The organism is Aquitalea pelogenes (genome assembly GCF_001515305.1).
GTDB classification, from domain to species: domain Bacteria; phylum Pseudomonadota; class Gammaproteobacteria; order Burkholderiales; family Chromobacteriaceae; genus Aquitalea; species Aquitalea pelogenes.
Map to the genome: position 1 here is coordinate 20770 of NZ_LNQV01000025.1, position 24429 is coordinate 45198.

The following is a 24429-nucleotide window of genomic DNA, read 5'->3' on the forward strand; positions in this document are numbered from 1 at the left end:
GTGGTCTCCTCAGTTGGCGATGCCGCCAAAGCACAGGTATTTGGTTTCCATGAATTCTTCCAGCCCCAGCCGTCCACCTTCACGGCCCAGCCCGGACTGCTTGATGCCGCCAAACGGGGCGACAGCGGTGGAAATGGCCCCTTCGTTGATGCCCACCATCCCCGCTTCGATGGCTTCGGCCACCCGCCAGCAACGGCCGACATCACGGCTGTAGAAGTAGGCGGCGAGGCCCGACTCGCCGCTATTGGCCAGACGGATGGCCTCGGCTTCGTCGTGAAAGCGGATCAGCGGAGCCAGCGGACCGAAGGTTTCTTCCTGTGCCACCAGCATCTGTTCGGTGACATCAGCCAGCACGGTGGGCTGGAAGAAGTTGCCGCCGCGTGCATGCGGCGCACCGCCGCTGAGCACCCTTGCGCCCAGGCTGACGGCGTTGGCTATATGGCGCTGCACCTTGGCCACCGCGGCCTGGCTGATCAGCGGGCCTTGCTGCATGCCGGGCTCACTGGCCGGGCCAACCTGTAACGCGGCCACGGCAGCGGCGAGTCTGGCGGCAAAGGCATCGTAGATGCCGTCCTGCACCAGCAGGCGGTTGGCGCAGACACAGGTTTGGCCGCTGTTGCGGAATTTGGCAAACAGCGCGCCCTGCACGGCGGCATCCAGATCGGCATCGTCAAACACGATGAAAGGGGCATTACCGCCCAGCTCCAGCCCCAGTTTTTTCACCGTGTCGGCGCACTGGCGCATCAGCAATTTGCCGACAGCGGTGGAGCCGGTGAAGCTCAGCGCCCGCACCAGCGGGCTGCCGGTCAGTTCAGCGCCGATGGCCACCGCATCGGTACCTGTGACGACATTGAATACGCCGGGCGGCAGGCCAGCCTGCTCGGCCAGTACCGCCAGTGCCAGCGCGGACAAGGGCGTTTCGGCGGCCGGTTTCAGCACCACGGTACAGCCGGCGGCCAGCGCCGGGGCCACCTTGCGGGTAATCATGGCGTGCGGGAAATTCCACGGCGTAATGGCCGCCACCACGCCCACGCCCTGGCGCACGGTGAGCAGGCGCTTGTCGGCAAAGGGGCTGGGAATCACTTCGCCGTAAACCCGTTTCCCCTCCTCGGCAAACCATTCGATATAGCTGGCACCGTAGGCAATTTCGCCGGTGCTCTCGGCTGGCGGTTTGCCTTGCTCCTGGCTGATCAGCGCCGCCAGCTCCTGCTGGTGTTGCAGGATCAGCGCATGCCAGCGCAGCAGCACGGTGGCGCGCTGCTGTGCGCTCAGTGCGCGCCAGGCGGGCAGGGCAGCATGGGCGGCCTTAATGGCCGTGCAGGTTTCTGCTGCGCCCAGATCGGCCACCTGGGCCAGCAGTGTGCCGTTGGCCGGGTTGTGCACGGCAAACTGTTGCGCGCCGGATAGCCATTGGCCGTTGATATAAGCCTGTTCACGCAGCAGGGGCGCGGATGGGCGGGATTGGGAGTTCATGTCGGTTTCCGGGAAAAACGGATCAATTGCAGACTCAGCCAGGCGGCGACACCGCAGGCCATCACCAGCAGGCACATGGCGCGCGGGCTGCCGTCAAACAGGCTGGCCACCAGTGCGCTGGCCAGCATGCCGCAGCCAAACTGGCCGGATACCGCCAGCGCCATCACCGCACCGGCCCGGTCGGCATGCAATTGCAAGAGCCGCGCCATGGCATTGGGGCCGATGCTGCCGGTCATTCCCACGCTGAACAGCAGTGGCAGCACGGTCAGCCACAGGCTGTGCGCGCCCAGCAGCCACAACGCCAGCCCGGCCAGCGCCACCACACCGCATTCCCATTGCAGCAGGCTGTCGATGGCATGCCGTCGCAGCAGGTAGCGGTTGAGCTGGCTGAACAGCACGATGGCGACGATATTCAGCCCGAACAGATAGCCGTAATGCTGCGCGGCCACGCCGAAGTACTGGATGTACACAAAGGGCGAGCCGGTGATGTAGGCGAACATCGCGCCAAAGCTCAGGCCCAGCGCCAGGCTGTAGCCCATGGTGGGCAGGTGTTGCAGCAGGTGGCCATAGGCACGGAAGGCTTTGCCCAGCGTGATGTCGCTGCGGCCACTGGGCGGGTGGCTTTCCGGCAGACGCAGTGCCACCACGGCCAGCGATGCCGCGCCAATCAGCGCCAGCAACAGAAACAGGCTGCGCCAACCGGCCAGTAGCAACAGCCAGCCACCCAGCAGCGGTGCCAGCAAGGGGGCGATCATGGTGATCTGCTGCATCAGCGTCAGCACATGGCTGGCCTCCGTCAGCGGAAAGGCATCGCGCACGATGGCGCGCGCCATCACCGTGGCCGCGCCGCCGCCCATGGCCTGCAGCACGCGCAGGGCAATCAGCTGTTCTGCCGTTTGCGCCGCAGCGCAAGCCAGGCTGGCCAGCACATACAGGCTGAGGCCGGTCAGCAATACCGGGCGGCGGCCATAGCGGTCGGACAGCGGGCCGTACAGCAGCATGCCGCCGCAAAAGCCGGCCAGAAAGCTGCCTATGGTCAGCTGGATGCGTGCCACCGGCGCGGCCAGATCCGCCGCAATAGCGGGCAGGGCGGGCAGATACATGTCGATGGACAGCGGGCCGAAGGCCACCAGTACTCCCAGCAGCACGATCAGCCGCACCTGTTGCTGTGCCTGACTTGCGGTATGCATGGCGGTTTATCTGAAGCGCTGATGGACGTTGTTGTGCTTGTAGCTGAGTCTGGCGTCCAGCTCGCTCAGTTCAAAAGTGAGGGCCAGGTAGCGGGCATCGAACAGCGGGGCAAAGTGCTGCTTGATCAGCGCAAACAGGCCCTCGGCGGTGCGCTCGCGTTCTTCAAACGTGCGGCCGTGGCCGATTTTCAGGCTCATGTGAACAAAGGCGTAGTCGGCCTCGCCATCGGCCATGCGCCAGGTGTCCAGCCAGATGGCGCGGCTGCGGATGCCCGCCACCGGATACAGACCGGTGCCAATCAGGTAGGCATGGGCTTTTTCGAACAGGCCGGGCAAGTCGGCCTGCTCGCGGATATTGTCGGTACATTCGACGATGAAATGCGGCATGGAATTCTCCGGGGAAAACTGCCAGCCTGCCGGGGCAGGGCTGGCCGTGTTGGGCAAGCAATCAGACGGGAAGTACCACGTTGATCTGGCCGGTGCCGGAGCTGCCAAAGTAAGGCGTGATCACCTCGGCCTTGCCCTGGTATTCGTCCCAGCCCAGCGCGCCCAGCAGCATGGCGGTGTCGTGCATGAAGCCTTCGCCATGACACTTTTCCGCATACTCCGGCAGCATGGCGCAGAAGGTTTTCCAGTCGCCGCGCTGCCACATGGCCACCACTTCGTGGTCGAAGGTTTCGAGGAAGGGGCTCCATACCTTGTGCAGGTATTGCTCGGCCACACCGTTCTGGGCAAAGCGGTGCGACAGTGAACCGCTGGCCAGGAAGGCCACCTTGCCGTCGTACTGTTCTTCCACCGCATGACGCATGGCCATGCCCAGCCGGGCGCTGTCGGCCAGGTTGTGCACCGTGCACATGGCGGACACCGACACCACCTTGAAATGCTGGTCGGCATTCATGTAGCGCATCGGCACCAGCGTGCCGTACTCCAGTGCCAGCGTGGTGGCATCGTGGGCACGGGTGTGTACCCCGGCCTTGGTGGCGGCATCGGCCAGCAACTGGCCCAGTGCCGGATTGCCCGGATAGGCATAGGGCAGGTTCTTGATGAAGTGCGGCAGTTCGTTGGAGGTGTAGACACCTTCAAACGCCGGGGCGCAATTGACGTGGTAGCCGGAGTTCACCAGCCAGTGGGTATCGAACACCACGATGGTGTCCACCCCCAGTTCGCGGCAGCGGCGGCCGATTTCCTTGTGGCCGTCGATGGCGGCCTGACGGCAGCCTTGGTGCTGGCCGGGTAGTTCGGAAAGATACATCGACGGCACATGCGTGATCTTGGCCGCCAGGGCGAGTTGTCCCATGGAGTGTCTCCTTTGTAGTCGTGAGGGCAGTGGGCATTGATGTGTGCCACAGCCAAGAGGCCGGGCGTTCTGTGGCGCCCTGACCATCTGTTGTTTTAAGAGCGGCTAACAAAACAGCGCAGCGGCACTGCGCTTACAGGCCCCAGCGCGGGATGTGATGCCCACCCATCGAAATGCAGACGTTCTTGATTTCGGCAAACACCTCGAAGCTGTATTCGCCCCCCTCGCGCCCGGTGCCGGAGGCTTTCACACCGCCAAAGGGCTGGCGCAGGTCGCGCACGTTCTGGCTGTTGATGAACACCATGCCGGCTTCGATGCCACGGGCCAGACGGTGGGCCTTGCCGATGTCCTGGGTCCAGATATAGGACGCCAGGCCGTATTCCACATCGTTGGCCAGGCGCAGCGCATCGGCTTCGTCGTCAAACGGCATCAGGCACACCACCGGGCCGAAGATTTCTTCCTGCGCAATGCGCATGCGGTTGTCCACATCGGCAAACACCGTGGGCTGGATGAAGTTGCCACGTGCCAGATGGGCGGGCAGGCCGGCCGGGCGTTCCAGACCACCGGCCACCAGCCGGGCGCCTTCTTCCATGCCGATGCGGATATAGCCGGTGACCTTGTCGTAGTGCTGCGGGGTGATCATGGAGCCAACCTGGGTTTTCGGGTCTTGCGGATCGCCGACGATCAGGCGCTTGGCGCGCGCGGCGAATTCCTCGACAAACTTGTCGTACACCGGGCGCTGGATGAAAATGCGGCTGCCCGCAGTGCAGCGTTCGCCATTGAGCGAGAAGATGGTGAACAGCGCGGCGTCCAGTGCGCGGTCCAGATCGGCATCGGCAAAAATCAGCACCGGCGACTTGCCGCCCAGCTCCATGGAAAACTTCTTCAGCCCGGCATTCTGCATGATGCGCTTGCCGGTGGCGGTGCCGCCGGTAAACGACACCGCGCGTACATCCGGATGGCGCACCAGCGCATCCCCCGCGGTGGCGCCATAGCCCTGCACCACATTGAACACGCCGGGCGGCACACCGGCTTCCAGCGCCAGACGGCCCAGCTCGTTTGCCGTGAGCGGCGACAGCTCGGACATCTTCAGCACGGCAGTATTGCCCAGTGCCAGGCAGGGCGCGGTTTTCCAGGTGGCGGTCATGAAGGGCACATTCCACGGCGACACCAGACCGCACACGCCCACCGGCTGGTACAGCGTGTAATTGAGCATGCTGTCGTCCACCGGGTAGCTGTGGCCGTTCATGCGGGTACACACTTCGGCGAAGAAGTCGAAGTTGTGCGAGGCACGCGGAATCAGCACGTTTTTGGTCTGGTGAATCGGCAGGCCGGTGTCCAGTGTTTCCAGCTCGGCCAGCATGGGCACGTTCTGGTCGATCAGCTCGCCCAGACGGCGCATGATCCTGGCGCGTTCCTTGGCCGGGGTGCCGGCCCACTTGGGAAAGGCTTCCTTGGCGGCGGCCACGGCGGCGTTGATTTCGTCGGCACCGCCGGAGGCGACTTCGGTAATAACCTCCCCGGTGGCCGGGTTGACGGTTTCAAAGACTTCCTTGCTCTCGACCTCACGGCCGTTGATCCAGTGCTTGATCATCTTGTGTTCTCCTGTGCAGGCGCGCCGTCTACCGGGCTGCGCCGGGTAATCGTTCAGCCGATTATTGACAACCCCCTCTCGCTTTCTAAGCAGAAAGCGAGGCGCCCTTCTTCAATTGGCAGGGCAAGGCCAAAGGGATTGGGAATAGATGGAAAGGCTGCGGAATCAATCAGTTTGTTGAAAGGCCCGGCTTTGCCGGGGCCAGTGCAATCTCATCAAATCACTTTGTCAGCAGCCTGTCGGCGTACTGCGCCTCGCTGACAATGTGGTTGACCAGGCGGCCCACGCCTTCCACCTCGACAATCACCTCATCGCCCGGCACCACATCAGCCAGTCCTTCCGGCGTGCCGGTGGCGATCATGTCGCCGGGGGACAGAGTCATGAAGCTGCTGAGGTAGGCAATCAGATAAGGAATGTCGAACACCATGTCGCTGGTGTTGCCCTGCTGGCGCAACTCGCCATTCACCCAGGTGCGCAGGGTGAGGCTGGCCGGGTTGGCCACGTCGTCGCGGTCCACCCACCACGGGCCGATCGGAGTGAGGGTGTCGCGGTTTTTCACCCGCAGGTTGGGCCGGTAGTAGTTTTCCAGGTAGTCACGCACGGCGTAGTCATTGCACACGCTGTAGCCGGCCACGTAGTCCATCGCCTGTTCGCGGCTGACGTTCTTAGCGGTCTTGCCGATGATCACCACCAGCTCGCATTCGTAATGCATGTACGTGATGTTGTCCGGGCGTACCGATACCTGCCGGTGGCCGGTGAGGGTGGCCGGTGACTTGAGGAACACCAATGGTTCGGTCGGGGCCTTGAAGGCCAGTTCGGCGGCGTGGTCGGCATAATTCAGCCCCAGCGCGAACACCGTGCCTTCTGCCGGCGGCAGCCATTCGACCGCCTCTTCGGCAAAGCGGCGGCCATCGGCCAGCTGTACCGAGTGGTCGTCATTCACCAGAACTGCGTGGATGTCTGCCTCACCGGGCAGGCGGATGCGGGCGTGTTTCATTGGGCGCTCTCCTCGGCGATCAGGCGGTTTTCCAGGCGGCCGATGCCGTCGATTTCCACCGCCACGGTGTCGCCGGGGCGGATTTCCAGCTGGCGCAGCGGAGTGGCGGGGATGATCACGTCGCCCGGCTGCAAGGTCATGAACTGGCTGAGGGCGGCAATCAGCTGCGGCACGGAGCGCAACCAGTCGCGGCTGTGATGGGTTTCGGCCAGCTCGCCATTCAGGTAACTGCGGATTTCCACGTTCAGCGGGTCGATGGCAGCGGCATCCACCTGCCACGGGCCCATCGGGCAGAAACCGTCGCGGCACTTGGCCTTGACGGCCGGGCGGTAGAAGCTGGTTTCTTCCAGGCTGATTTCATTCACCACGGTGTAGCCAGCCACGACAGCAAGTGCCTGTTCGACTGCCACCTTGTTGGCCACCTTGCCAAGCACCACACCCAGTGCACCACCGGCAAACACCTTGCCCGCCTGGGTCGGCAGGGCGATGACGCTGCCGTGGCCGGCGTGGGTATTGCGCGGTTTGATGAACAGCACCGGCGTGGCCGGGGCTTTCTGGTAGGGCGGCTGCTGGAATTCGGCTTCCAGCTGTTCCAGCAGGCTGCGGTGGTTCAGCGCCACGCCATACACGGTGCCGCTGGCCGGAGCCAGCCATTGCGGGGAGTCTGCCAGTGGATTGCCGTTGTCCAGCAGCAGCTTGCCATCGGCCAGCGCGGTCACGCGGCGGGCTTGCTGGTTCAGCACGATGCGGCCTTGCTTCATCGGTCTCTTCCTTGTTGTGGTGGTGGACAGCGGGGCTGACCATTTATTTAATATGTTAACTTTATACGGGCCTGCTTCCGTCTTTGTCAACGCGCTTTATCTGCTGCAAGCGCTGTTGCTGCCCACTATGCCATGTGGCATGCCGCATTTTCTAAGGAATTAACTGTACTTTTCATGGAATTCCTGCGGGTGCTGGTTTATTCGTTTTCGCTGGAATACTGCTTGGAAATGCGAGAAAACCAATCAATACAAAGGGCAGGGGCTGGCTGTGGCTTGCAGCTGGAAAATGCTTGCTGTACAAAAGATGGAAATCAGTCGGCATGTGGCATTTTGCGCACATGACAGGATGGAGCCGCCATGAAGCAGGAAAGCCGTACCCCGATTCCCAATATCGACATCGGCAAGGTGTATGACAGCCGCTATGGCGAGTCGGATATCAATGTGGAAGCCTTTGGCAAGCTGGCGGAGTTTTTTGGCCGCAATATGCCGGTGCACCGGCACGACCGCTTTTTCCAGCTGCATTATCTGGCCAGTGGGCAGATACGGCTGTATCTGGAAGATCAGCACTATGTGGCGCAGGCTCCGCTGTTTTTCTTTACCCCGCCCACCGTGCCGCATGCCTTCATCACCGAGGCCGATGCCGACGGCTATGTGCTGACCGTGCGGCAGGAGCTGGCACGCCAGTTATTGCACACCCTGCCGCCGACCCAGCGCGAGGCAGGGCTGATGCAGCCGTTTTGCGTTGAACTGGGCGATGGGGCGGCCACACAGCAGCTGCCTCAGCTGCTGGCCTTGCTGGCCGAGGAGTATGGCCATGACGCAGTAGGGCGCGAGGCCGCGCTGCACGGACTGGTGCAGCTGGTACTGGTGACGGCCTTGCGCCTGAGTGCACAGGGCGAGCACAGCCGGCAATGCCGCCGCGAGGACTTGCAGGTTTTCCATCGCTTCAATGCCTTGATCGAAGCGCATTTTCGCGAGCACTGGCCGTTGTGGCGCTATGGCGAGGAAATGGGGGTGACCGAGTCGCGGCTGAATGATATTTGCCGGCGCATGGCGGATTTGCCGTCCAAGCGGCTGGTGCATGACCGGCTGTTGCAGGAAGCCAAGCGCTTGTTGATGTATTCCGCCGGTTCGGTGAACGAAATTGCCTATCACCTTGGCTTCAAGGACCCGGCGTATTTTTCCCGCTTCTTCCTGCGTGAAACCGGCAGCAAGCCCAGTGCCTACCGCCAGCAGCATGGAGGGTAGGCAAGACAGTCAGTCTGGCGTGTCTTACTGCAGCAGGCTGCGCTGGCGGGTTTCCGATGGCAGCTCGCAAAACAGCTTGCGGTAGTCGCGGGCAAAATGTCCTAGGTGGTAAAAGCCCCAGTGCCCGGCGGCATCGCGCACGCCAAGCCCGGCATGTTCCGGCGACAGCAGCATGCGCCGCACTGCATTGAGCCGGATGGAGCGCAGGTAATCCACCGGCGTGGTGCCGGCAATCAGCTGAAAGCTGTTTTGCAGGGTGCGTCGGCTGATGCGCAGCTGCTGGCACAGGTCCAGCACGGTCACCGGTTCGTCGCTGCTGGCCAGCACGATGGCCTGACTGCGCCGCACGATGTCACAGTGGGTGGCATGGGTAAGGTTGATGGCGCGCTCCGGCACACTGCCGTGCAGCAGGTCCAGCAGCAGGCTGATCAGCTGGTGTTGCACCAGCTTCTGGCTGCCGGCAAAGCGCATCAGGTCCGGGTTTTCCACTGCTTCTTCAAACACGCTCAGCAACAAGTGGCGGGTGTGGGCCAGTTGTTCGGGCGGAATCTGGATTACCGGCTGCCATTGGCGTTTGCTGTTCAGCTGCTGGTAAAACTCCGGTGCCAGTGCGGCCAGGTCTTCATTACGTACCGACAGCTGGATGGAGTCCACCTCGGCAGGTGCATGCATGATGAATTCTTCATTGCTGCGCAGGGCGGTAATGGCATGACAGCCTACCGCGCGGCCTTGCAGGGTGAGGGGCAGCGGGGCGTGGATGGGAATGGCAAAGTGCACCATGTCGGCTGGCGCGCGGCCATATTGCACCACGCGCTGGTTGAAAGCTTCGCGGAACACTTCCAGATGGCCGGTGTTCAGGCGGGACAGCGAGCTGTAAAAGCGCCCGCCGCTGATCTGGTCGTATACCTGTTGCCAGCCGGGCAAGTGCGCGGCATGGCACTGGGCATCATTGAAATGGCGAACCTCAGCCAGCATGGTGGACCTCCTGATGCATTTCTCCGGTGGCAGCCTGTGGCCCGTCACCTTCTGTTTCTGACGATGTAGATGTCAATCCGGTGCGATGGCGTGTGCTATCGCCCGGCCTCTGCGGGCCATCTTTTCTGTCTGGGCAAGGCAGTGCCATGTCTGCACCGGACGTCCTGTCTTGCCAGGCCAAGTCCAGACTATATTGGGTCATTTGCCGAAGCGCTGCAAAAAATACTTAATATATTATCTATTTGCCTGTCACCATTGCCTGGCAAGGCCTTTCCCAGCCTTGCCAGACCGTGGTTCTGCCGTGTTGTCTGCTGTTTCTTCATTGCAACAAAGAAGTCCGGGAAGTGCCACTTTTGCGCCTGGCTGCCCAGCCGGGCAGGCCATGCAGGATTTGCCGATTTGGGATAAGCCCGCCAAAAACTGACGCGTATATTGATCTGCAACAAATCGCGTTGCCGCGGTTGCTGCTTGTCAGCGAATGGTGGCGACAAGGCAAATCAGGCGGCCTGCCTGCTGGCAAGGCCGCCCTGCAAGGAGTGGAGAGAAAATGGATCACAATCGGGTGGATGTTCTGGAGTCGGTGAATGCCTTCCTGCTGCGCGAGCACGGCTTGCTGCTGGACGGCAAGATGGTGGCCGCCAAGTCCGGCCAACGCAGCGAGGTGCGTAATCCGGCAACAGGACAGGTGATTGCCAGTGTGGCCGATGGCAACGAGCAGGATGTGGATGCGGTGGTGGAAAGCGCACACCGCGCCTTCACCGCCGGGGTGTGGTCCGGCCTGCGCCCGGCCGATCGCGAGCGCATTCTGCTGAAGCTGGCCGATGTACTGGAAGCGCATGCCGAAGAGCTGGCCCAACTGGAAACACTGAACCAGGGCAAGTCCATCCATATCTCGCGGGCCATCGAAGTGGGCGCGTCCATCGAGTTTGTCCGCTACATGGCCGGCTGGGCCACCAAGCTGGGTGGCGAAACTATGGACGTGTCGATTCCGGTGCCGCCCGGCACCCGCTACACCGCCTACACCCGCCGCCAGCCGGTGGGCGTGGTGGCCGGCATCGTGCCGTGGAATTTCCCCTTGATGATTGCCATCTGGAAGATGGTGCCGGCCCTGGCCGCCGGTTGTACCGTGGTGCTCAAGCCTTCCACCGAAACTCCGCTCACCGCGCTGCGTCTGGGTGAGCTGGCACTTGAAGCCGGCATTCCGCCCGGCGTGGTGAATGTGCTGACCGGGCGTGGCTCCCGTGCCGGGCAGGCGCTGGCCGGTCACCCACTGGTGAGCAAGGTGTCGTTTACCGGTTCCACCGAAATCGGCAAGACCATCGGCCATACCGCCATCGACAACATGACCCGCTTCTCGCTGGAGTTGGGCGGCAAGAATCCGATGATCATGCTGGGTGATGTGGATGTGGACAAGGCCATCCAGGGCGCGCTGATGGGGGGCTTCCTCAATCAGGGCCAGGTTTGTGCCGCCGCTTCCCGCCTGTATATCCAGCGCAGCAAATTCAAGCAGATTGTCGAAGGCCTGGCCGCTGCTGCCAACAGCATGACGCTGGGTTGCGGCATGGACCTGAACGCCCAGGTCAACCCGCTGGTGTCAGCCCGCCAGCAGCAGTCGGTGTGCCGGCTGATCGACACCGCCCGCAGCGAAGGTGCCAGCATTCTGGCCGGCGGCGGCGCGGCCGATCTGCCCGGTTACTTCGTCAAGCCCACCATCATTGTCAATGCCGCACAGCACAGCACCATTGTGCGCGAGGAAGCATTCGGCCCGGTGCTGGTGGCGCTGCCCTTCGACCATCCCGACGAGGCCATTGCCATGGCCAATGACTCGCGCTATGGCCTGGCTGCCAGCCTGTGGACCAACGACCTGTCCGCCGCCATGAACCTGGTGCCGCGCATCGATGCCGGCACGGTGTGGGTCAACAGCCATATTCCGCTCGACCCCAGCCTGCCGTTTGGCGGCTTCAAGCAATCCGGCATCGGCCGCGAATTTGGTCGTGGTGCGGTGGAAAACTTTACCGAGACCAAGTCGGTCTGCATCGCGCACTGAGTGACTGACAGGCCCCCCGATCCTGCGTTGCGCCGCCTTGCTGTACTCCTTGTATTGGCTGCGGCGGCGCGGTGTGACTCAGGTACTTAACCAGGTTTGCTGGCCGCCATCGGCCGCACATATGTCTGCAAAGGAGTAACCCATGTCTTACGACAAGTCCCGTTTCTGGCACCCCATGCTGCACCCCAATGAAATGAAACAGCGCCAGCCCATCCGCATCGTGCGTGGCGATGGCTGTCATGTATTCGACGACCAGGGCCGCAAGCTGGTGGATGGCGTCGCCGGTTTGTGGAACGTCAACGTCGGCCACAACCGCCCGGAAATCAAGCAGGCCATCGTGGAGCAACTGGACGAGCTGGAATACTTCCAGCTGTTCGACGGCATCTCCCACCCGCGGGCCGAGGAGCTGTCCGCCACCCTCATCGACATGCTGAAGCAGGAAGACATGGCGCGGGTCAGCTTCAGTTCCGGCGGTTCGGATGCGGTGGAAACCGCGCTCAAGCTGGCCCGCCAGTACTGGCGCGTCAGCGGTCAGCCGGACCGCACCAAGTTCATCTCGCTCAAGCAGGGCTATCACGGCGTGCATTTCGGCGGCGCTTCGGTCAACGGCAATACCGTGTTCCGTCGCAGCTACGAACCGCTGCTGCCCGGCTGCTTCCATGTGGAAACGCCGTGGCTGTACCGCAACCCGTTTACCGAAGATCCGGAAGAACTGGCGCAAATCTGTGCACAGATGCTGGAGCGGGAAATCCTGTTCCAGAGCCCGGACACCGTGGCCGCCTTCATTGCCGAACCCATCCAGGGTGCCGGTGGCGTCATCGTACCGCCCGCCAGCTACTGGCCGCTGATCCGCGCCGTGTGCGACAAGTACGGCGTGCTGCTGATTGCCGATGAAATCGTCACCGGTTTTGGCCGTTCCGGTTCCATGTTCGGCAGCCGCCTGTGGGGCGTGAAGCCGGACATCATGTGCCTGGCCAAGGGCATTTCCTCCGGCTATGTGCCGCTGGGTGCCACCGTGGTGAACCAGCGCGTGGCCGATGCCTTTGCCAAGAACCAGGATTTCGGCGGCGTCATCATGCATGGCTACACCTATGCCGGTCACCCGGTTGCCTGCGCGGCGGCCATTGCCAACCTCAAGATCGTGCGCGAGGAGAACCTGCCGGCCCAGGCCGCCGCCCAGGGTGAATACCTGCTGGCCAGACTCAAGCCGTTTGCCGACAAATATGCGGCGGTGGGCGAGGTGCGTGGCAAGGGCCTGATGATTGCGCTGGATCTGGTGCAGGACAAGCACAGCCGCGAGCCTATCGACCCGATGGGCGGCTATGCCAACAAGGTGGCCGAAATCGCGCGCGAAAACGGCGTGCTGGTGCGCCCGGTCGGCACCAAGATCATCCTGTCGCCGCCGCTGGTCATCGGTCAGGCAGAATGCGATGCCATTGTCAGTGCGCTGGCTGCCGGTTTCGAGGCTGCCTGAACCACGTGACGGGAGGGAGCAGGCCAAGCGCCTGCTTCCGCCCATTGCCAGGACATCACCATGACCCATCTGCTGGCTGAGGCACCGGTGGCAAAGCCGTTGCAACGTTGTCTGGACGTACTGCAGGATGTATTGCCGCACAGTGCCACTGCCTTTTACCGGGTAGACCGGCAGCAGCAGCCGCATGATTTCGTCTTGCGTCACATGCCGCAAGAGGTGCATCAGCGCTATGTGGCGCGTTACATGGGGCACGACCCGCTGCATCCGGCCAGGCTGGCCCGCCAGCCGCTGGATGTGGTGACGCTGGGCCGCGCCTTGCCGGACGAGCTACGTGCCACATCGCGCTATGCACCGTTTCTGGCCAGCAACCGGCTGGTGGATGTGGCGGAAATCCTGCTGCGGCGGCAGGGGCGGGTGGTTGCCGCTTTCTCCCTGTTGCGGCAAGGGCGGATGCCCGGTTTTGGCGACGACGAACTGCGTGTGCTGCATGGCTTGCATGGCCTGCTGGACATGGCGCTGGACAGCACGCTGAGCCAGCCTTGCCCGGACCCCGCCATCGTGCTGACCGAGCGCGAGCGGGCAGTGGCCATGCTGTTGTCTACCGGTGCCTGCAACAAGACCATTGCCCGCGAGCTGAACATGGGGCTCGCCACGGTCAAAACCCATTTATTGCACCTGTTTCGCAAGTTTGATGTGAGTAGTCGTACCGCGCTGGCGCATGCGCTGTTTGTCCGGCAACAAGCCGAACAGCACTTGCGGCAGTGACGGTTTCGTCCGGGACAGCCATAAAAAGAAGCGCGCCCGGTTATCAGCATGATGGGGAAGGTGTACTGATGCGCCACAGACAGGTAGCAAGCCTGCTGCAGTGCCTCCCTGCCATGGTTAGCGAGTCTTCAGGAGGAAAACAGCATGTCGATAAAGAAGAAACTGACCCGGCACCTGCAGCAAGGGGTGGTGGGTTTTCCGGTGGCGCTGGCCAGTTCGGTCGGCGTGGTGATGGCCAGCCCGGTCATCCTTACCGTTACCAGCGGTTTTGGCATGGCGGGCAGCACCTTTGCCCTGGCCATGCTGATTGCCTTTATCATGATGCAGGCGCAGGCCACCACCTTTGCCGAAGCGGCCTCGATGATGCCGACGTCCGGTGCTGTCTACGATTACATATCCTGCGGGCTGGGGCGCTTCTGGGCGATTACCGGCACCATTTCCGCTTATCTGCTGGTGCATGTGTTTGCCGGCACGGCGGAAACCATCCTGTCCGGCATCATGGCGCTGGTGAACTTTGAACACCTCAACACCATGCTGGAGCACAGTGGTACTTCCTGGATGGTGGGGGTGGGTCTGGTGGTGCTGTTCGGCATCCTCAATGCGCTGGGCGTCACCATTTTCGGCAAGGCAGAAATTATCCTCACCTTCGTGATGTGGGCCACGCTTACCGTGTTCGGCATCATCGGCCTCATCAAGGCCCCGGCCGTGTCGCTGCAAGGCTGGTTCGGCAGCCCGCTGGACCTGAGCGACGCCAGTGGCGTGCTCAGCCTGATCGGCATGGCCATGTTCATGTTTGTCGGTTTCGAGCTGGTGACCCCGCTGGCCCCGGAGCTGAGAAACGCCGGCCGCAATATTCCGCGTGCCGCCAAGCTGGGCCTGACCGGCGTGGCCGTCACCATGGCCATCTACGGTGCGGCCATGGTGCATCAGGTGGCCAATGTGGCGATGGACCCGAAAAATCCCGCCGGCCCGCATTTGCTGGATACCCCGATGGCGATTCCGGCCTTTGCCGATCAGGTGATGGGCCCCTTCGGCAAGATCTGGCTGGGTATCGGCCTGCTGTTTGCCGGTGCGGCCACCATCAATACCCTGATTGCCGCACTGCCGCGCATCCTGTACGGCATGGCGGTGGATGGTGCGCTGCCCAAGGCGTTTACCTATCTGCACCCGCGTTTCAAGACGCCGCTGGTGGGCATTCTGGTGGCGGTGCTCATTCCCTGCGTCCATGCCTGGTTCATTCAGGGTGATCTGGACCGCATCATGCCGCTGGTGCTGGCGGCGGTATGTGCCTGGGGTGTGGCTTATCTGCTGGTGAATCTGGCCATTGTCCGTCTGCGCTTCACCCGGCCGGATTTCCCGCGGGCCTATCGCTCGCCCTGGTTCCCGCTGCCGCAGATCGTGTCTTCGGTGGGCATCCTGATTGCCATCTGGTACATCACTCCGCCGGGCATGCACCCGCGGGACATCTATCTGCCCTTTGGCATCATGCTGGGTCTGACTGCGCTGTATGCACTGGTGTGGACCGTGTTTGTCCAGAAGGTGAACCCCTTCCGTGCCGTGGCCATAGAAGACATTCTGGCCGAGGAGTTCGGCAAGGTGGGCGGCCATGCTTCGCTGATCGACGAGGAGCTCAAGCGTGTTGCCTCTGGTGCTTGAGCGGCTGTGGCAGCCGCGCCAGCCACGTGCTTACCGGCCGGGGGCAACCCTGGCCAGGCTGGCGCAGGACCTGAACGGGCTGGAAGTGGTCGGTGCGGAAGAGGGCTGTCCGGCTTACCGCTTGCCTGCTGCGGACTGGTCTTTCCGGGTGGAGGAGCGGGTGGAAAGCCAGTTCCTGTTGCATACCGTCAGTTGCTGCTTTGTACTGGCACTGCCGGGCAGTGCGCCATCCGGTCCGTCCCGGCTGCAACTGCAGCACCGCGGTAACTGGCAGCGCAGTGGTTTTGCCTGTCTGCGCCGCGAAGGGGATGGCGCAGCGCTGGCGGCCTTGATGGCCTTGTTGCAGCAGGACCGCGACTTGCACACCGCGCTGATGCCGCTGGATTTCAAGCGTTGTGAACTGATTGCGGATGAGCAGGGCTGGCGGCTGGAAATAGAACATTTTGCCGCCAGTGAAGTGGTGGGCAGTTTCCCGCCTTTTCGCCGCTATATCCGTCTGTTGTCCACACAAAAGCTGGCCCTGCTGGCGGTGATGGCGGCGGTGCGGCGAGTGGTGGCCGGCGCGGGCTGATTTTTACGCGGTAAAACAGTACACAGTATGCCCCGGCATTACGCCGGGGCCTGTTGCATTCAGTCTCTGGTGTCAGCGGTCCGCTTCGGTCAGCAGCGCCTTGTCCTCGCTCAGCGCCACGGGGGCTGGCAGTTGCTCCAGTTCATTCAGCAGGCTGATCAGCAGTTCCAGTTTTTCCTCGCCAAAATGCGCTTCTATCTGCCGATAGCAGGCGTTGGACAGTGGCGCGACTTCACGTGTCAGTTGGCGGCCTTCCTTGGACAAGGACACGATCAGGCGGCGGCTATCCACCTTGTCGCGGCTGCGGTGAATCAGGCCGGCCTTTTCCATGCGCACCAGAATGCCGGTGAGGCTGGGGGACAGGATGCAGGCCAGGTCGGCAATCACCCCGGCTTCCATTTCGCCGCGGTCATCCAGCAGGCGCAGAATGCGCCATTGCTGTTCGGTCAGCCCCACACTGTTGAGCAAGGGGCGAAAATAAGCCATGACGGCTTCACGGGCGCGCAGCAAGTGCTGCGGCAGACGGTGCTGGTGTTGTGCGCTGGAAGTTGGCATGCGATTCAGGATGGCGGATCAATGTGATTAATATCTTAACATTCTGAGCGCCTGTTCCCAAGTCGCCATCTGCCATTTGCCCGGCACCATGTGGGCCACATGCAGACGCGGCTCCTCCATCTGGTGGATGGGGGAAGATGGCTGGCCTGCCTACACTGTGCTTTCCCGTTCTTATTTCAGGAAGGAAAGCAGATGGCAGCTCAAGCCAAAACCGTGGTGATTACCGGTGCCGGCAGTGGCATAGGCGCAGCCTGCGCCGCATTGCTGGCAGCTGACGGCGTGCAGCTGGTGTTGATTGGCCGTCGTGCGGCACCCGTGCAGCAGCTGGCCGCGCAATACGGTGCGCTGGCACTGGCGGGTGATGCAGCGGACAGCACGCTTTGGCCGGACTGGCTGGCGCATATCCGTCAACGCTTTGGCGCCATTGATGGCCTGCTGTGTTGCGCCGGTGGCCTGGGCATGGGCAGTGCGCTGCAAACGGATGACGCCGCGTGGCAGGCCGCCATGCGTGCCAATCTGGATACCGCTTTTGTTGCCGCACGGGCATGTCTGCCGGATTTGATCGCCAGCCGGGGTGCCATGGTGCTGCTGGCTTCGATAGCCTCACTGGCCGCCGGGCCGGAGGTGTGTGGCTATACCACCGCCAAGCATGCGCTGATTGGCCTCACCCGTTCGCTGCGCGTGATTACGGCCCGCACGGGGTAAGGGTGAACGCGGTCTGCCCCGGCTGGGTGAAAACGCCGATGGCGGATGAAGAAATGCAGCCGTTGATGCAACAGTATGGCGACAGTCTGGATGAGGCCTATGCCCGGGTGACGGCGGATGTTCCCTTGCGACGGGTTGCCGCACCGGAGGAAATCGCCAGCATCTGTCGCTTCCTGCTGTCGGAGCAGGCCAGCATCATCACTGGCGCGGCCATTGTGGCTGATGGCGGCTCCAGCATTGTCGATGTGCCTACCCTGGCTTTCAACACACTGTCCTGAGTACAGTTGCAATTGGATTCAATGAACAACACCGCCTATATGGCGGTGTTGTCGTTTGCTGTGCCACCAATCGATTCAGTGCAGCGCCGCCGTGCTTTCCGGCAAGGTGGCACCGCCGTCCACGATGATGGTTTGCCCGGTGATGTAGGCTGCGGCATCCGAGGCCAGAAACAGCATGGTGGCGGCAATGTCCATCGGCTCGCCCAGTCGCCCCAGTGGAATGTTGCGGGCGATGGCGGCATTCAGCTTGTCATCGCCCAGATTATCCATGGCCGGGGTGCGGATCATGCCCGGCTCCACGCCGTTGACGGTGATGCCATCGCCCGCCAGTTCCAGCGCGGCCGCACGGATGAAGCCATTGACCCCTGCCTTGGAAGCGGCATAGTGCGCCAGCCCCGGATAGGCAACCCGCGGGCCGGTCACCGAGGAAGTCACCAGCATGCGCCCGCCACCTTGCGCGCGCATGGCGGGCAGGGCGGCCTGACTCAGCCAGAACAGCGCCTGCAGATTCACCGCCAGCGTTCGTTGCAGCAGGGGTGGGGTGATGTCGGTAAACGCAGTGAGCGGGAAATAGGCTGCGTTGTGGATCAGCACATCCAGCCGGCCATATTCTGCCAGCACCTGCGCCACCAGTGCGGTGGCCTGTTCCGGCTCGGCCAGATCGCACTGGCAGGCGCTGGCCTTCAAGCCCTGCGCCCGCAAGCTGGCGGACATGGACTGGGCTGTTTCTCCCTGCATATCCGCCACCACCACCGTAGCCGCGTGGCGGGCAAACAGCTGGCTGATGGCGGCACCTATGCCTTGTGCGCCGCCGGTCACCAAGACCACTTTGCCGGCAAATCGAAGTTCAGCATGGCTGTGCTCCGGCTTACAGTGCGTGGCTGGTGTGGTTGAGAATCTGCGTGATGGCACCCACCGGGAAGTTGGACAGCGCGCTAAAGTCGTTGCCCTGGTAGCCGAAGATCTTGCCATCGGTTTTCAGCTGTTGCAGGTCGATCAGCACCACGCCCAGCGTGGGGACAATCTTTTCCCGCCACACAAACAGATAAAGCTGCTCTGCCAGCTTGAAGTAATGGCAGCGGTCCACATCGGCCAGCCCTTGCTCCACCCCTTGCAGGCACTGCCAGGTATAGAAGTGGCTGTTCAGATAAATGTGTTCGTAGCATTCGGTGGGGCTGTAACGGTACTGGTTGCGCAGGCCGATCAACTCGTCGGTGCTGTGGTGCAGCGCGCTGTGTGCTGTCACCGGCTGGTCGATGCAGCCATGGGCAAAGCGGCAGTCCACGGCGGTCAGCGCCTCACCGGCCAATACTCGGCTGAAGGCGGAACGGGCGACATCTTCCGCCTGTGGCAGCACACCGGCCACGGCAGTGAACAGGCCATGTGCCAGATCCAGTACCAGGCTGAGTGAATGCCCGTGCTGCCCTTCCGGCAGGAAATCCAGCAACACGATATCGGGACGCAGGCTGCTGGCGCGGTAGCGGCCCTGGCCGCTGAAGCCTGCGGCCTCTCCGTCGGTCAATGCCGTCAGCTGGCAGTCTGCGGTATTCACTTGCAAGTGGGCACGGCTGCCATCGGCAAAATGCAGTTGCAGCTGACGGCCCTGCAGCAGCGGGCTGAAAGGCAGGATGTGGCTGTCCGGGGCAAAGCCATCGGCCAGATCACCGACCGGGATGAAAACGGGTTGATTGCTCATGCTGCGCTCCTGATGAGGGTGGGTGTGGGCGCAGTGTGCAGTGGGCTTGGGCAGGCAACCATCCACCGTATGGTGGAGCCATGCATGCAAACAGGGCGCTGTCCCGGCAGGAGAGCGCCCTGTAATGCTTATCCCGTCAGTAAACCAAAGCTGAGGAGATGTGCGATGAAAGCTGCGGAATCAGGCGTCCGGCACGTTCATCGAGTTGATGCTGAAGCCGGCGTCCACATAGGTGATTTCGCCGGTGATGCCGGAGGACAGGTCCGACAGCAGGAAGGCAGCGGTGTTGCCCACTTCTTCGGTGGTCACATTGCGGCGCAGACAGGATTGGCCGGCAGCAATGGACAGCAGCTTGGAGAAGCCGGAAATGCCGGCAGCAGCCAGGGTCTTGATCGGGCCGGCGGACAGGCCGTTCACACGGATGCCGTCCTTGCCCAGGCTGGCAGCCATGAAGCGTACCGATGCTTCCAGGCTGGCCTTGGCCAGACCCATCACATTGTAGTTGGGGATGGCACGTACCGCGCCCAGGTAGGACAGGGTCAGCAGGGCGCCGTTACGGCCTTGCATCATCGGGCGGGCAGCCTTGGCCAGTGCCGGGAAGCTGTAGGACGACACATCATGTGCAGTCTGGAATGCTTCGCGGCTCAGTGCGTCCAGGAAGTCGCCTTCCAGCGATTCGCGCGGGGCGAAGGCAATGGCGTGTACCAGGCCGTCCAGGCCGTCCCACTGTTTGCCCAGGTCGACAAACAGCTGGTTGATTTCATCGTCGCTTTGTACATCGCAGCGGAACACCAGTTCGCTGCCAAAATCCTTGGCCATTTCACGTACACGATCTTCCAGCTTGTCCACCACATAGGTGAATGCCAGCTCGGCACCTTCGCGGTGGCAGGCTTGAGCGATGCCGTAAGCGATGGAGCGGTTGGAGATCATGCCGGTAATCAGAATTTTTTTGCCTTGCAGAAAGCCCATTTGGAGTCCTTCTTGGTAGAAACAGGGGGGCATTATACCCAAGCCTGCGCTACGCTGTCGTGGGGATTGTCCTACAGCCTGCCTTCATGACACGGGCAGGTGCTCGGAAAAAGGTTTATATCGTGGTAACAAGCGGTAAATCGGAATCAGACTGCATTCCGTCACCATGCTGAAACAGGCTATTCTAGCCACGATGAATCTTAAAATCCTGTCACTGCGGCAGCTGATGCACGGCACCGGCCTGTCCGGACAGGGATAAAAGCCACAATGATAAGCTAGTCATGATCAATTCGTAAGCCGTACAACAAGATGAAACACTTACATTGCTTGGGGGTGATGCTGCTGCTGTGGGCGTGCAGCAGCATGGCTGCGCCGTCTCAGGCGCTGGGCTATGTGCCGAAATATGCGGCAGGCTTTACACATTTTGACTACGTCAATCCGTCTGCGCCCAAGGGCGGGCGGCTGGTGTTGCCGGCACAAGGCAGTTTTGACACGCTCAACCCTTTCTCGCTCAAGGGCGACAAGGCCGATGGGATAGAGGCCCTGACGCTGGATACCCTGGGGGTGAACAGCGAGGACGAACCTTACAGCTGCTATGGCTTGCTGGCGGACGACATGCAGCTGGCACCAGACAAGCTGTCCGTGCGTTTTCATCTGAATGCACAGGCCCGTTTTGCCAACGGTCAGCCGGTGCAGGCCGCCGATGTGGTGGCTTCCTTCAATACCCTCACCCGCGACCGCAGCGCTGCTCCCCTGTACCGGCTGTACTGGGCGGATGTGAAGCAAGCACTGGCGCTGGATGCCAACACCGTGCGTTTTGATTTCAAGCGCAAGAATTCCGAACTGCACATGATTCTGTGCCAGTTGCCGGTGTTTTCCAGGCAGTGGATTCCCGCTGGCAAGACGCTGGCCGACATGGTACTGGTGCCGCCTGTCGGTTCCGGCCCTTATGTGCTGAGCCAATACCAGCTGGGCAAGAACATCCGTTTTCAGCGCAATCCGCACTATTGGGCGGCCAATTTGCCGGTACGGCGTGGCATGTTCAATTTTGACGAAGTCGGCTACCGCTATTACCAGGATGAAACCGCCCGGCTGGAGGCCTTCAAGGCCGGCGAGTTTGATGTTTCGGCCGAAAACATGGCCAAGCAGTGGGCGCGTGGCTATATCGGCCCCAAGTTCGACGATGGCCGCATCGTCAAGAAAGTGCTGCCGCATCAGCGCTCTGCCGGCATGCAGGGCTTTGTGTTCAATCTGCGGCGGCCACAGTTTGCCGACAAACGCCTGCGCCAGGCCATCAGTCTGGCTTTTGACTTCGAATGGGCCAATCGCAACCTGTTTTATGGCCAGTACCGCCGCAGCAACAGTTTTTTCACCAATAGCGAGCTGGCTGCCAGCGGCCTGCCCGGGCCGGATGAGCTGAAGCTGCTGGAACCGCTGCGCGAGAAGCTGGACCCGGCAGTATTCGGCCTGCCGGTGGAACCTCCCTTCACTGACGGACGTTATGGCATCCGCCGCAATCTGCGCGAGGCGCGTCAGCTGCTGTTCGAGGCAGGCTGGCGCTATGAGGGTGGCAAGCTGGTGGATCACATGGGCCGCCCGTTGCGCATCGAATTTCTGACCTATTCCAAGGTATACGACCGGGTGGCCAGCGGCTGGCAGCAGAATCTGGCCAAGCTGGGCATCACCCTGACCGTGCGGGTGGTGGACCCGGCCATCTACCAGCGGCGGCTGAATGATTTTGACTACGACATGACCGTGGTGGTGTACGGCGCCAGCAACAGCCCGGGTAACGAACAGCTGGACTTCCACAGCTGCCAGGCGGCACAGACACCCGGCTCGCAAAACTGGGCCGGGCTGTGCGACCCGGCAGTGGAGGCCTTGCTGCCGCAATTCCAGCACTTTGCCAGCCGGCAGCAGCTGCTTGCCGCCAGCCATGCACTGGACCGCGTGCTGCGTGCCGGCTATTACCTGGTGCCCAACTGGAATCTGCCGTATCACCGCATGGCCTGGTGGAACCGCTTTGGCCAACCGGCCAGGCTGCCGCTGTATTACAGCCCGACCACGTGGGCCATCGAAACCTGGTGGGAGAAAAAATAAGCATGTGGCGCTATATCCTGAAACGGCTGTTGCTGATGATTCCCACGCTGATCGGCGTGCTGGCGCTCACCTTTGCCATCATCCAGTTTGTGCCGGGCGGTCCGGTGGAGCAGATGGTGCAGCAACTGAGCCATGGTGGTGTGGCCGGTGAAACCACGGCCACCAGCAGCGTGTTCAAGAGTCGTGGTGGCTTGCAGCCGGAAGAGTTGCATGCACTGCAAAAGCTGTATGGCTTTGATCAGCCGCCCTTGCAGCGTTTCGGCCACATGCTGGCCGGTTTTGCTCGTTTCGATCTGGGCGAGAGCTTTTTCCATCACCAGTCGGTGGCGCAGCTGATTCTGTCCAAGCTGCCGGTGTCGATGAGCATCGGCCTGTGGACCTTCTTCATCACCTATCTGCTGTGCATTCCGCTGGGCATTGCCAAGGCGGTGCGTGACGGCAGCCTGTTCGATCTGGCCAGCAGCACCGTCATCCTGCTGGGTTATGCCATTCCGGGCTTCGTGTTGGGGGTGGCCCTGCTGGTGTTGTTTGGCGGTGGCAGCTTCTGGCAGCTGTTTCCGCTGCGCGGGCTGGTGAGCGACAACTGGGACAGCCTGAGCCTTATCGACAAGGTGCTGGATTATCTGTGGCACATCGTGTTGCCGGTGACGGCCTCGGTGGTGGGCAATCTGGCGGTGATGACCATGCTCACCAAGAATGTGTTTCTGGAGGAAATCCGCCGTCAGTATGTGTACACCGCGCGCGCCAAGGGCTTGTCGGAGCGGGCCATCCTGTACCGCCATGTGTTCCGCAATGCGCTGATTCCGCTGATTACCGGTTTCCCGGCCGCCTTCATCGGTGCTTTTTTCACTGGCAGCCTGCTGATTGAAACCCTGTTTTCGCTGGACGGACTGGGTCTGTTGTCCTACGAGTCCGTGATGCGGCGCGATTACCCGGTGGTGATGGGCAGCCTGTATGTGTTCACCCTGCTGGGGCTGGTGGCCAAGCTCTTGTCCGATCTGAGCTATGTGCTGGTGGACCCGCGCGTCAGTTTTGACGGAGGGGAGCGATGAGCCACGCACCCAGCCTGACACCGACCCAGCGCGCCTGGCGACGTTTTTGCCAGCATAAGCGCGGCTTTTACAGCCTGTGGTTGTTCTTGCTGTTTTTTGTCCTGTCGCTGGGGGCGGAGCTGCTGTCCAACGACCGGCCGCTGGTGGTGCGTTATCACGACCAGCTGTATTTCCCGGTGCTGTTCGATTATCAGGAAACCGCCTTTGGTGGCGATTTCGATACCGCAACCGATTATCTGGACCCCTTCATCCAGGACCAGTTTGCCCGGCCGGGCAATTTCGCCATTTATGCGCCCAACCCCTACAGCTACAACACGGTGAACTACTTTGCCGACAATCCCAATCCGGCCGCGCCGTCCAACGACAATGTGCTGGGTACGGATGACCGCGGGCGTGATGTGCTGGCACGGCTGATCTACGGTTTCAGGGTGTCGGTGCTGTTTGCGCTGGCGCTTACCGTGTCCGGCACCCTGCTGGGGGTATTGTTTGGCGCACTGCAAGGCTTTTTCGGTGGCAAGTTCGACCTGCTGCTGCAGCGTGTGCTGGAAATCTGGGGCAGCCTGCCGGAACTCTATTTGCTGATTATCCTGGCGTCCTTGTTCAACCCCAGTCTGTGGCTGCTGTTGCTGTTGCTCACGCTGTTTGGCTGGATGGGCCTGGCCGATTACGTGCGGGCAGAATTCCTGCGCAACCGGCAGATGGACTACGTGCTGGCCGCGCGCGCCAGCGGGCTGAACAGCTGGCAGATCATGTGGCGACACGTGCTGCCCAACAGCCTTACACCGGTGCTGGCCTTCCTGCCATTCCGGGTGAGCGGGGCGATTCTGGCGCTCACCAGCCTGGATTTTCTCGGCCTTGGCGTGCCATCTTCCACGCCCAGCCTGGGCGAGCTGCTGGCTCAGGGCAAGGATAATCTGGATGCCTGGTGGATTGCGCTGCCCACCTTTGTGGTGCTGACCGTCACCCTGTTATTGCTGATATTCATTGGCGAAGGCCTGCGTGCCGCGCTGGATACCCGGAAAGGCTGAG

General features: G+C 62.0%; 21 protein-coding genes and 1 pseudogene. 10 read left to right on the top strand and 12 right to left on the bottom strand.

Annotation, left to right across the window (positions count from 1 at the left end):
* Positions 1 to 9: 9 nt before the first annotated feature.
* The 7 genes from AWT75_RS11995 to AWT75_RS12025 all read right to left on the bottom strand — a co-directional run bounded on the left by AWT75_RS11995 (position 10) and on the right by AWT75_RS12025 (position 7312).
* Positions 10 to 1473 (bottom strand): NAD-dependent succinate-semialdehyde dehydrogenase, encoded by a 1464-nt coding sequence (locus AWT75_RS11995; protein WP_062789318.1) that lies wholly within the window; start codon positions 1471 to 1473, stop codon positions 10 to 12.
* Positions 1470 to 2663 carry a Bcr/CflA family multidrug efflux MFS transporter gene (locus AWT75_RS12000; RefSeq protein WP_062789319.1) on the bottom strand — a complete coding sequence of 398 codons (1194 nt, stop codon included), beginning with the start codon at positions 2661 to 2663 and terminating at the stop codon, positions 1470 to 1472. The genes AWT75_RS11995 and AWT75_RS12000 overlap by 4 nt, the downstream gene beginning before the upstream one ends.
* Before the next feature lie 6 nt (positions 2664 to 2669).
* Positions 2670 to 3050: a 5-carboxymethyl-2-hydroxymuconate Delta-isomerase gene (locus tag AWT75_RS12005; RefSeq protein WP_045847046.1), complete on the bottom strand. Its 381-nt coding sequence runs from the start codon at positions 3048 to 3050 to the stop codon at positions 2670 to 2672.
* Between the two features lie 61 nt (positions 3051 to 3111).
* Positions 3112 to 3960, bottom strand: coding sequence for a 3,4-dihydroxyphenylacetate 2,3-dioxygenase (gene hpaD, locus AWT75_RS12010; RefSeq protein ID WP_062789320.1), 849 nt, complete (start codon positions 3958 to 3960; stop codon positions 3112 to 3114).
* Positions 3961 to 4093: 133 nt separating this feature from the next.
* Positions 4094 to 5554 (bottom strand): 5-carboxymethyl-2-hydroxymuconate semialdehyde dehydrogenase, encoded by a 1461-nt coding sequence (gene hpaE / locus AWT75_RS12015; protein WP_062789321.1) that lies wholly within the window; start codon positions 5552 to 5554, stop codon positions 4094 to 4096.
* A 220-nt stretch (positions 5555 to 5774) separates the two neighbouring features.
* Positions 5775 to 6551 (bottom strand): fumarylacetoacetate hydrolase family protein, encoded by a 777-nt coding sequence (locus AWT75_RS12020; protein ID WP_062789322.1) that lies wholly within the window; start codon positions 6549 to 6551, stop codon positions 5775 to 5777.
* Positions 6548 to 7312 (bottom strand): fumarylacetoacetate hydrolase family protein, encoded by a 765-nt coding sequence (locus AWT75_RS12025; RefSeq protein WP_082696081.1) that lies wholly within the window; start codon positions 7310 to 7312, stop codon positions 6548 to 6550. Before AWT75_RS12025 ends, AWT75_RS12020 begins: the two co-directional genes overlap by 4 nt.
* A gap of 357 nt (positions 7313 to 7669) precedes the next feature.
* Between AWT75_RS12025 and hpaA the strand changes: the two genes are divergently transcribed.
* Positions 7670 to 8560 carry a 4-hydroxyphenylacetate catabolism regulatory protein HpaA gene (hpaA, locus tag AWT75_RS12030; protein WP_062789323.1) on the top strand — a complete coding sequence of 297 codons (891 nt, stop codon included), beginning with the start codon at positions 7670 to 7672 and terminating at the stop codon, positions 8558 to 8560.
* Positions 8561 to 8584: 24 nt separating this feature from the next.
* Here the strand turns inward: hpaA and AWT75_RS12035 are convergent, their stop codons facing one another.
* On the bottom strand, positions 8585 to 9535 hold the full coding sequence (locus AWT75_RS12035) for a helix-turn-helix domain-containing protein (protein ID WP_052694064.1): 951 nt from the start codon (positions 9533 to 9535) through the stop codon (positions 8585 to 8587).
* 547 nt (positions 9536 to 10082) lie between these two features.
* Between AWT75_RS12035 and AWT75_RS12040 the strand changes: the two genes are divergently transcribed.
* The 5 genes from AWT75_RS12040 to AWT75_RS12060 all read left to right on the top strand — a co-directional run bounded on the left by AWT75_RS12040 (position 10083) and on the right by AWT75_RS12060 (position 16048).
* A complete protein-coding gene (locus tag AWT75_RS12040) occupies positions 10083 to 11582 on the top strand; it encodes an aldehyde dehydrogenase family protein (protein ID WP_062789324.1) in 1500 nt (499 codons plus the stop codon).
* Between the two features lie 142 nt (positions 11583 to 11724).
* Positions 11725 to 13056 (top strand): aspartate aminotransferase family protein, encoded by a 1332-nt coding sequence (locus AWT75_RS12045; protein WP_045847053.1) that lies wholly within the window; start codon positions 11725 to 11727, stop codon positions 13054 to 13056.
* A gap of 60 nt (positions 13057 to 13116) precedes the next feature.
* Positions 13117 to 13821, top strand: a complete 705-nt coding sequence (locus tag AWT75_RS12050; RefSeq protein WP_062789325.1) for a helix-turn-helix transcriptional regulator — start codon at positions 13117 to 13119, stop codon at positions 13819 to 13821.
* Positions 13822 to 13965: 144 nt separating this feature from the next.
* Positions 13966 to 15477: an APC family permease gene (locus AWT75_RS12055; RefSeq protein ID WP_062789326.1), complete on the top strand. Its 1512-nt coding sequence runs from the start codon at positions 13966 to 13968 to the stop codon at positions 15475 to 15477.
* Positions 15458 to 16048 carry a DUF3156 family protein gene (locus tag AWT75_RS12060; RefSeq protein WP_062789327.1) on the top strand — a complete coding sequence of 197 codons (591 nt, stop codon included), beginning with the start codon at positions 15458 to 15460 and terminating at the stop codon, positions 16046 to 16048. Before AWT75_RS12055 ends, AWT75_RS12060 begins: the two co-directional genes overlap by 20 nt.
* A 72-nt stretch (positions 16049 to 16120) precedes the next feature.
* Here the strand turns inward: AWT75_RS12060 and hpaR are convergent, their stop codons facing one another.
* Positions 16121 to 16603 carry a homoprotocatechuate degradation operon regulator HpaR gene (gene hpaR / locus AWT75_RS12065; RefSeq protein ID WP_062789328.1) on the bottom strand — a complete coding sequence of 161 codons (483 nt, stop codon included), beginning with the start codon at positions 16601 to 16603 and terminating at the stop codon, positions 16121 to 16123.
* 192 nt (positions 16604 to 16795) lie between these two features.
* Here hpaR and AWT75_RS12070 point away from each other — a divergent pair.
* Positions 16796 to 17586 (top strand): annotated as a pseudogene (locus tag AWT75_RS12070) (SDR family NAD(P)-dependent oxidoreductase).
* 75 nt (positions 17587 to 17661) lie between these two features.
* On the opposite strand, the gene AWT75_RS12075 reads toward AWT75_RS12070, so the two are convergent.
* From AWT75_RS12075 to fabI, 3 genes are all read right to left on the bottom strand, one after another.
* Complete coding sequence (locus AWT75_RS12075) at positions 17662 to 18405, bottom strand: SDR family oxidoreductase (protein WP_239689568.1); 744 nt, start codon at positions 18403 to 18405, stop codon at positions 17662 to 17664.
* Between the two features lie 49 nt (positions 18406 to 18454).
* On the bottom strand, positions 18455 to 19282 hold the full coding sequence (locus AWT75_RS12080; protein WP_062789330.1) for a MoaF C-terminal domain-containing protein: 828 nt from the start codon (positions 19280 to 19282) through the stop codon (positions 18455 to 18457).
* Between the two features lie 180 nt (positions 19283 to 19462).
* Positions 19463 to 20251, bottom strand: a complete 789-nt coding sequence (gene fabI / locus AWT75_RS12085) for an enoyl-ACP reductase FabI (protein WP_045847060.1) — start codon at positions 20249 to 20251, stop codon at positions 19463 to 19465.
* A gap of 309 nt (positions 20252 to 20560) precedes the next feature.
* Here fabI and AWT75_RS12090 point away from each other — a divergent pair, with 309 nt between their 5' ends.
* From AWT75_RS12090 to AWT75_RS12100, 3 genes are read left to right on the top strand one after another with little or no spacing between them, the layout of a single operon-like run.
* A complete protein-coding gene (locus tag AWT75_RS12090; RefSeq protein WP_062789331.1) occupies positions 20561 to 22348 on the top strand; it encodes an extracellular solute-binding protein in 1788 nt (595 codons plus the stop codon).
* 2 nt (positions 22349 to 22350) lie between these two features.
* Entirely contained in the window at positions 22351 to 23400 is a 1050-nt protein-coding gene (locus AWT75_RS12095) for a microcin C ABC transporter permease YejB (protein ID WP_062789332.1), read from the top strand.
* Positions 23397 to 24428, top strand: a complete 1032-nt coding sequence (locus tag AWT75_RS12100; protein WP_045847063.1) for an ABC transporter permease — start codon at positions 23397 to 23399, stop codon at positions 24426 to 24428. The genes AWT75_RS12095 and AWT75_RS12100 overlap by 4 nt, the downstream gene beginning before the upstream one ends.
* The last annotated feature ends 1 nt before the right edge of the window (position 24429 follow it).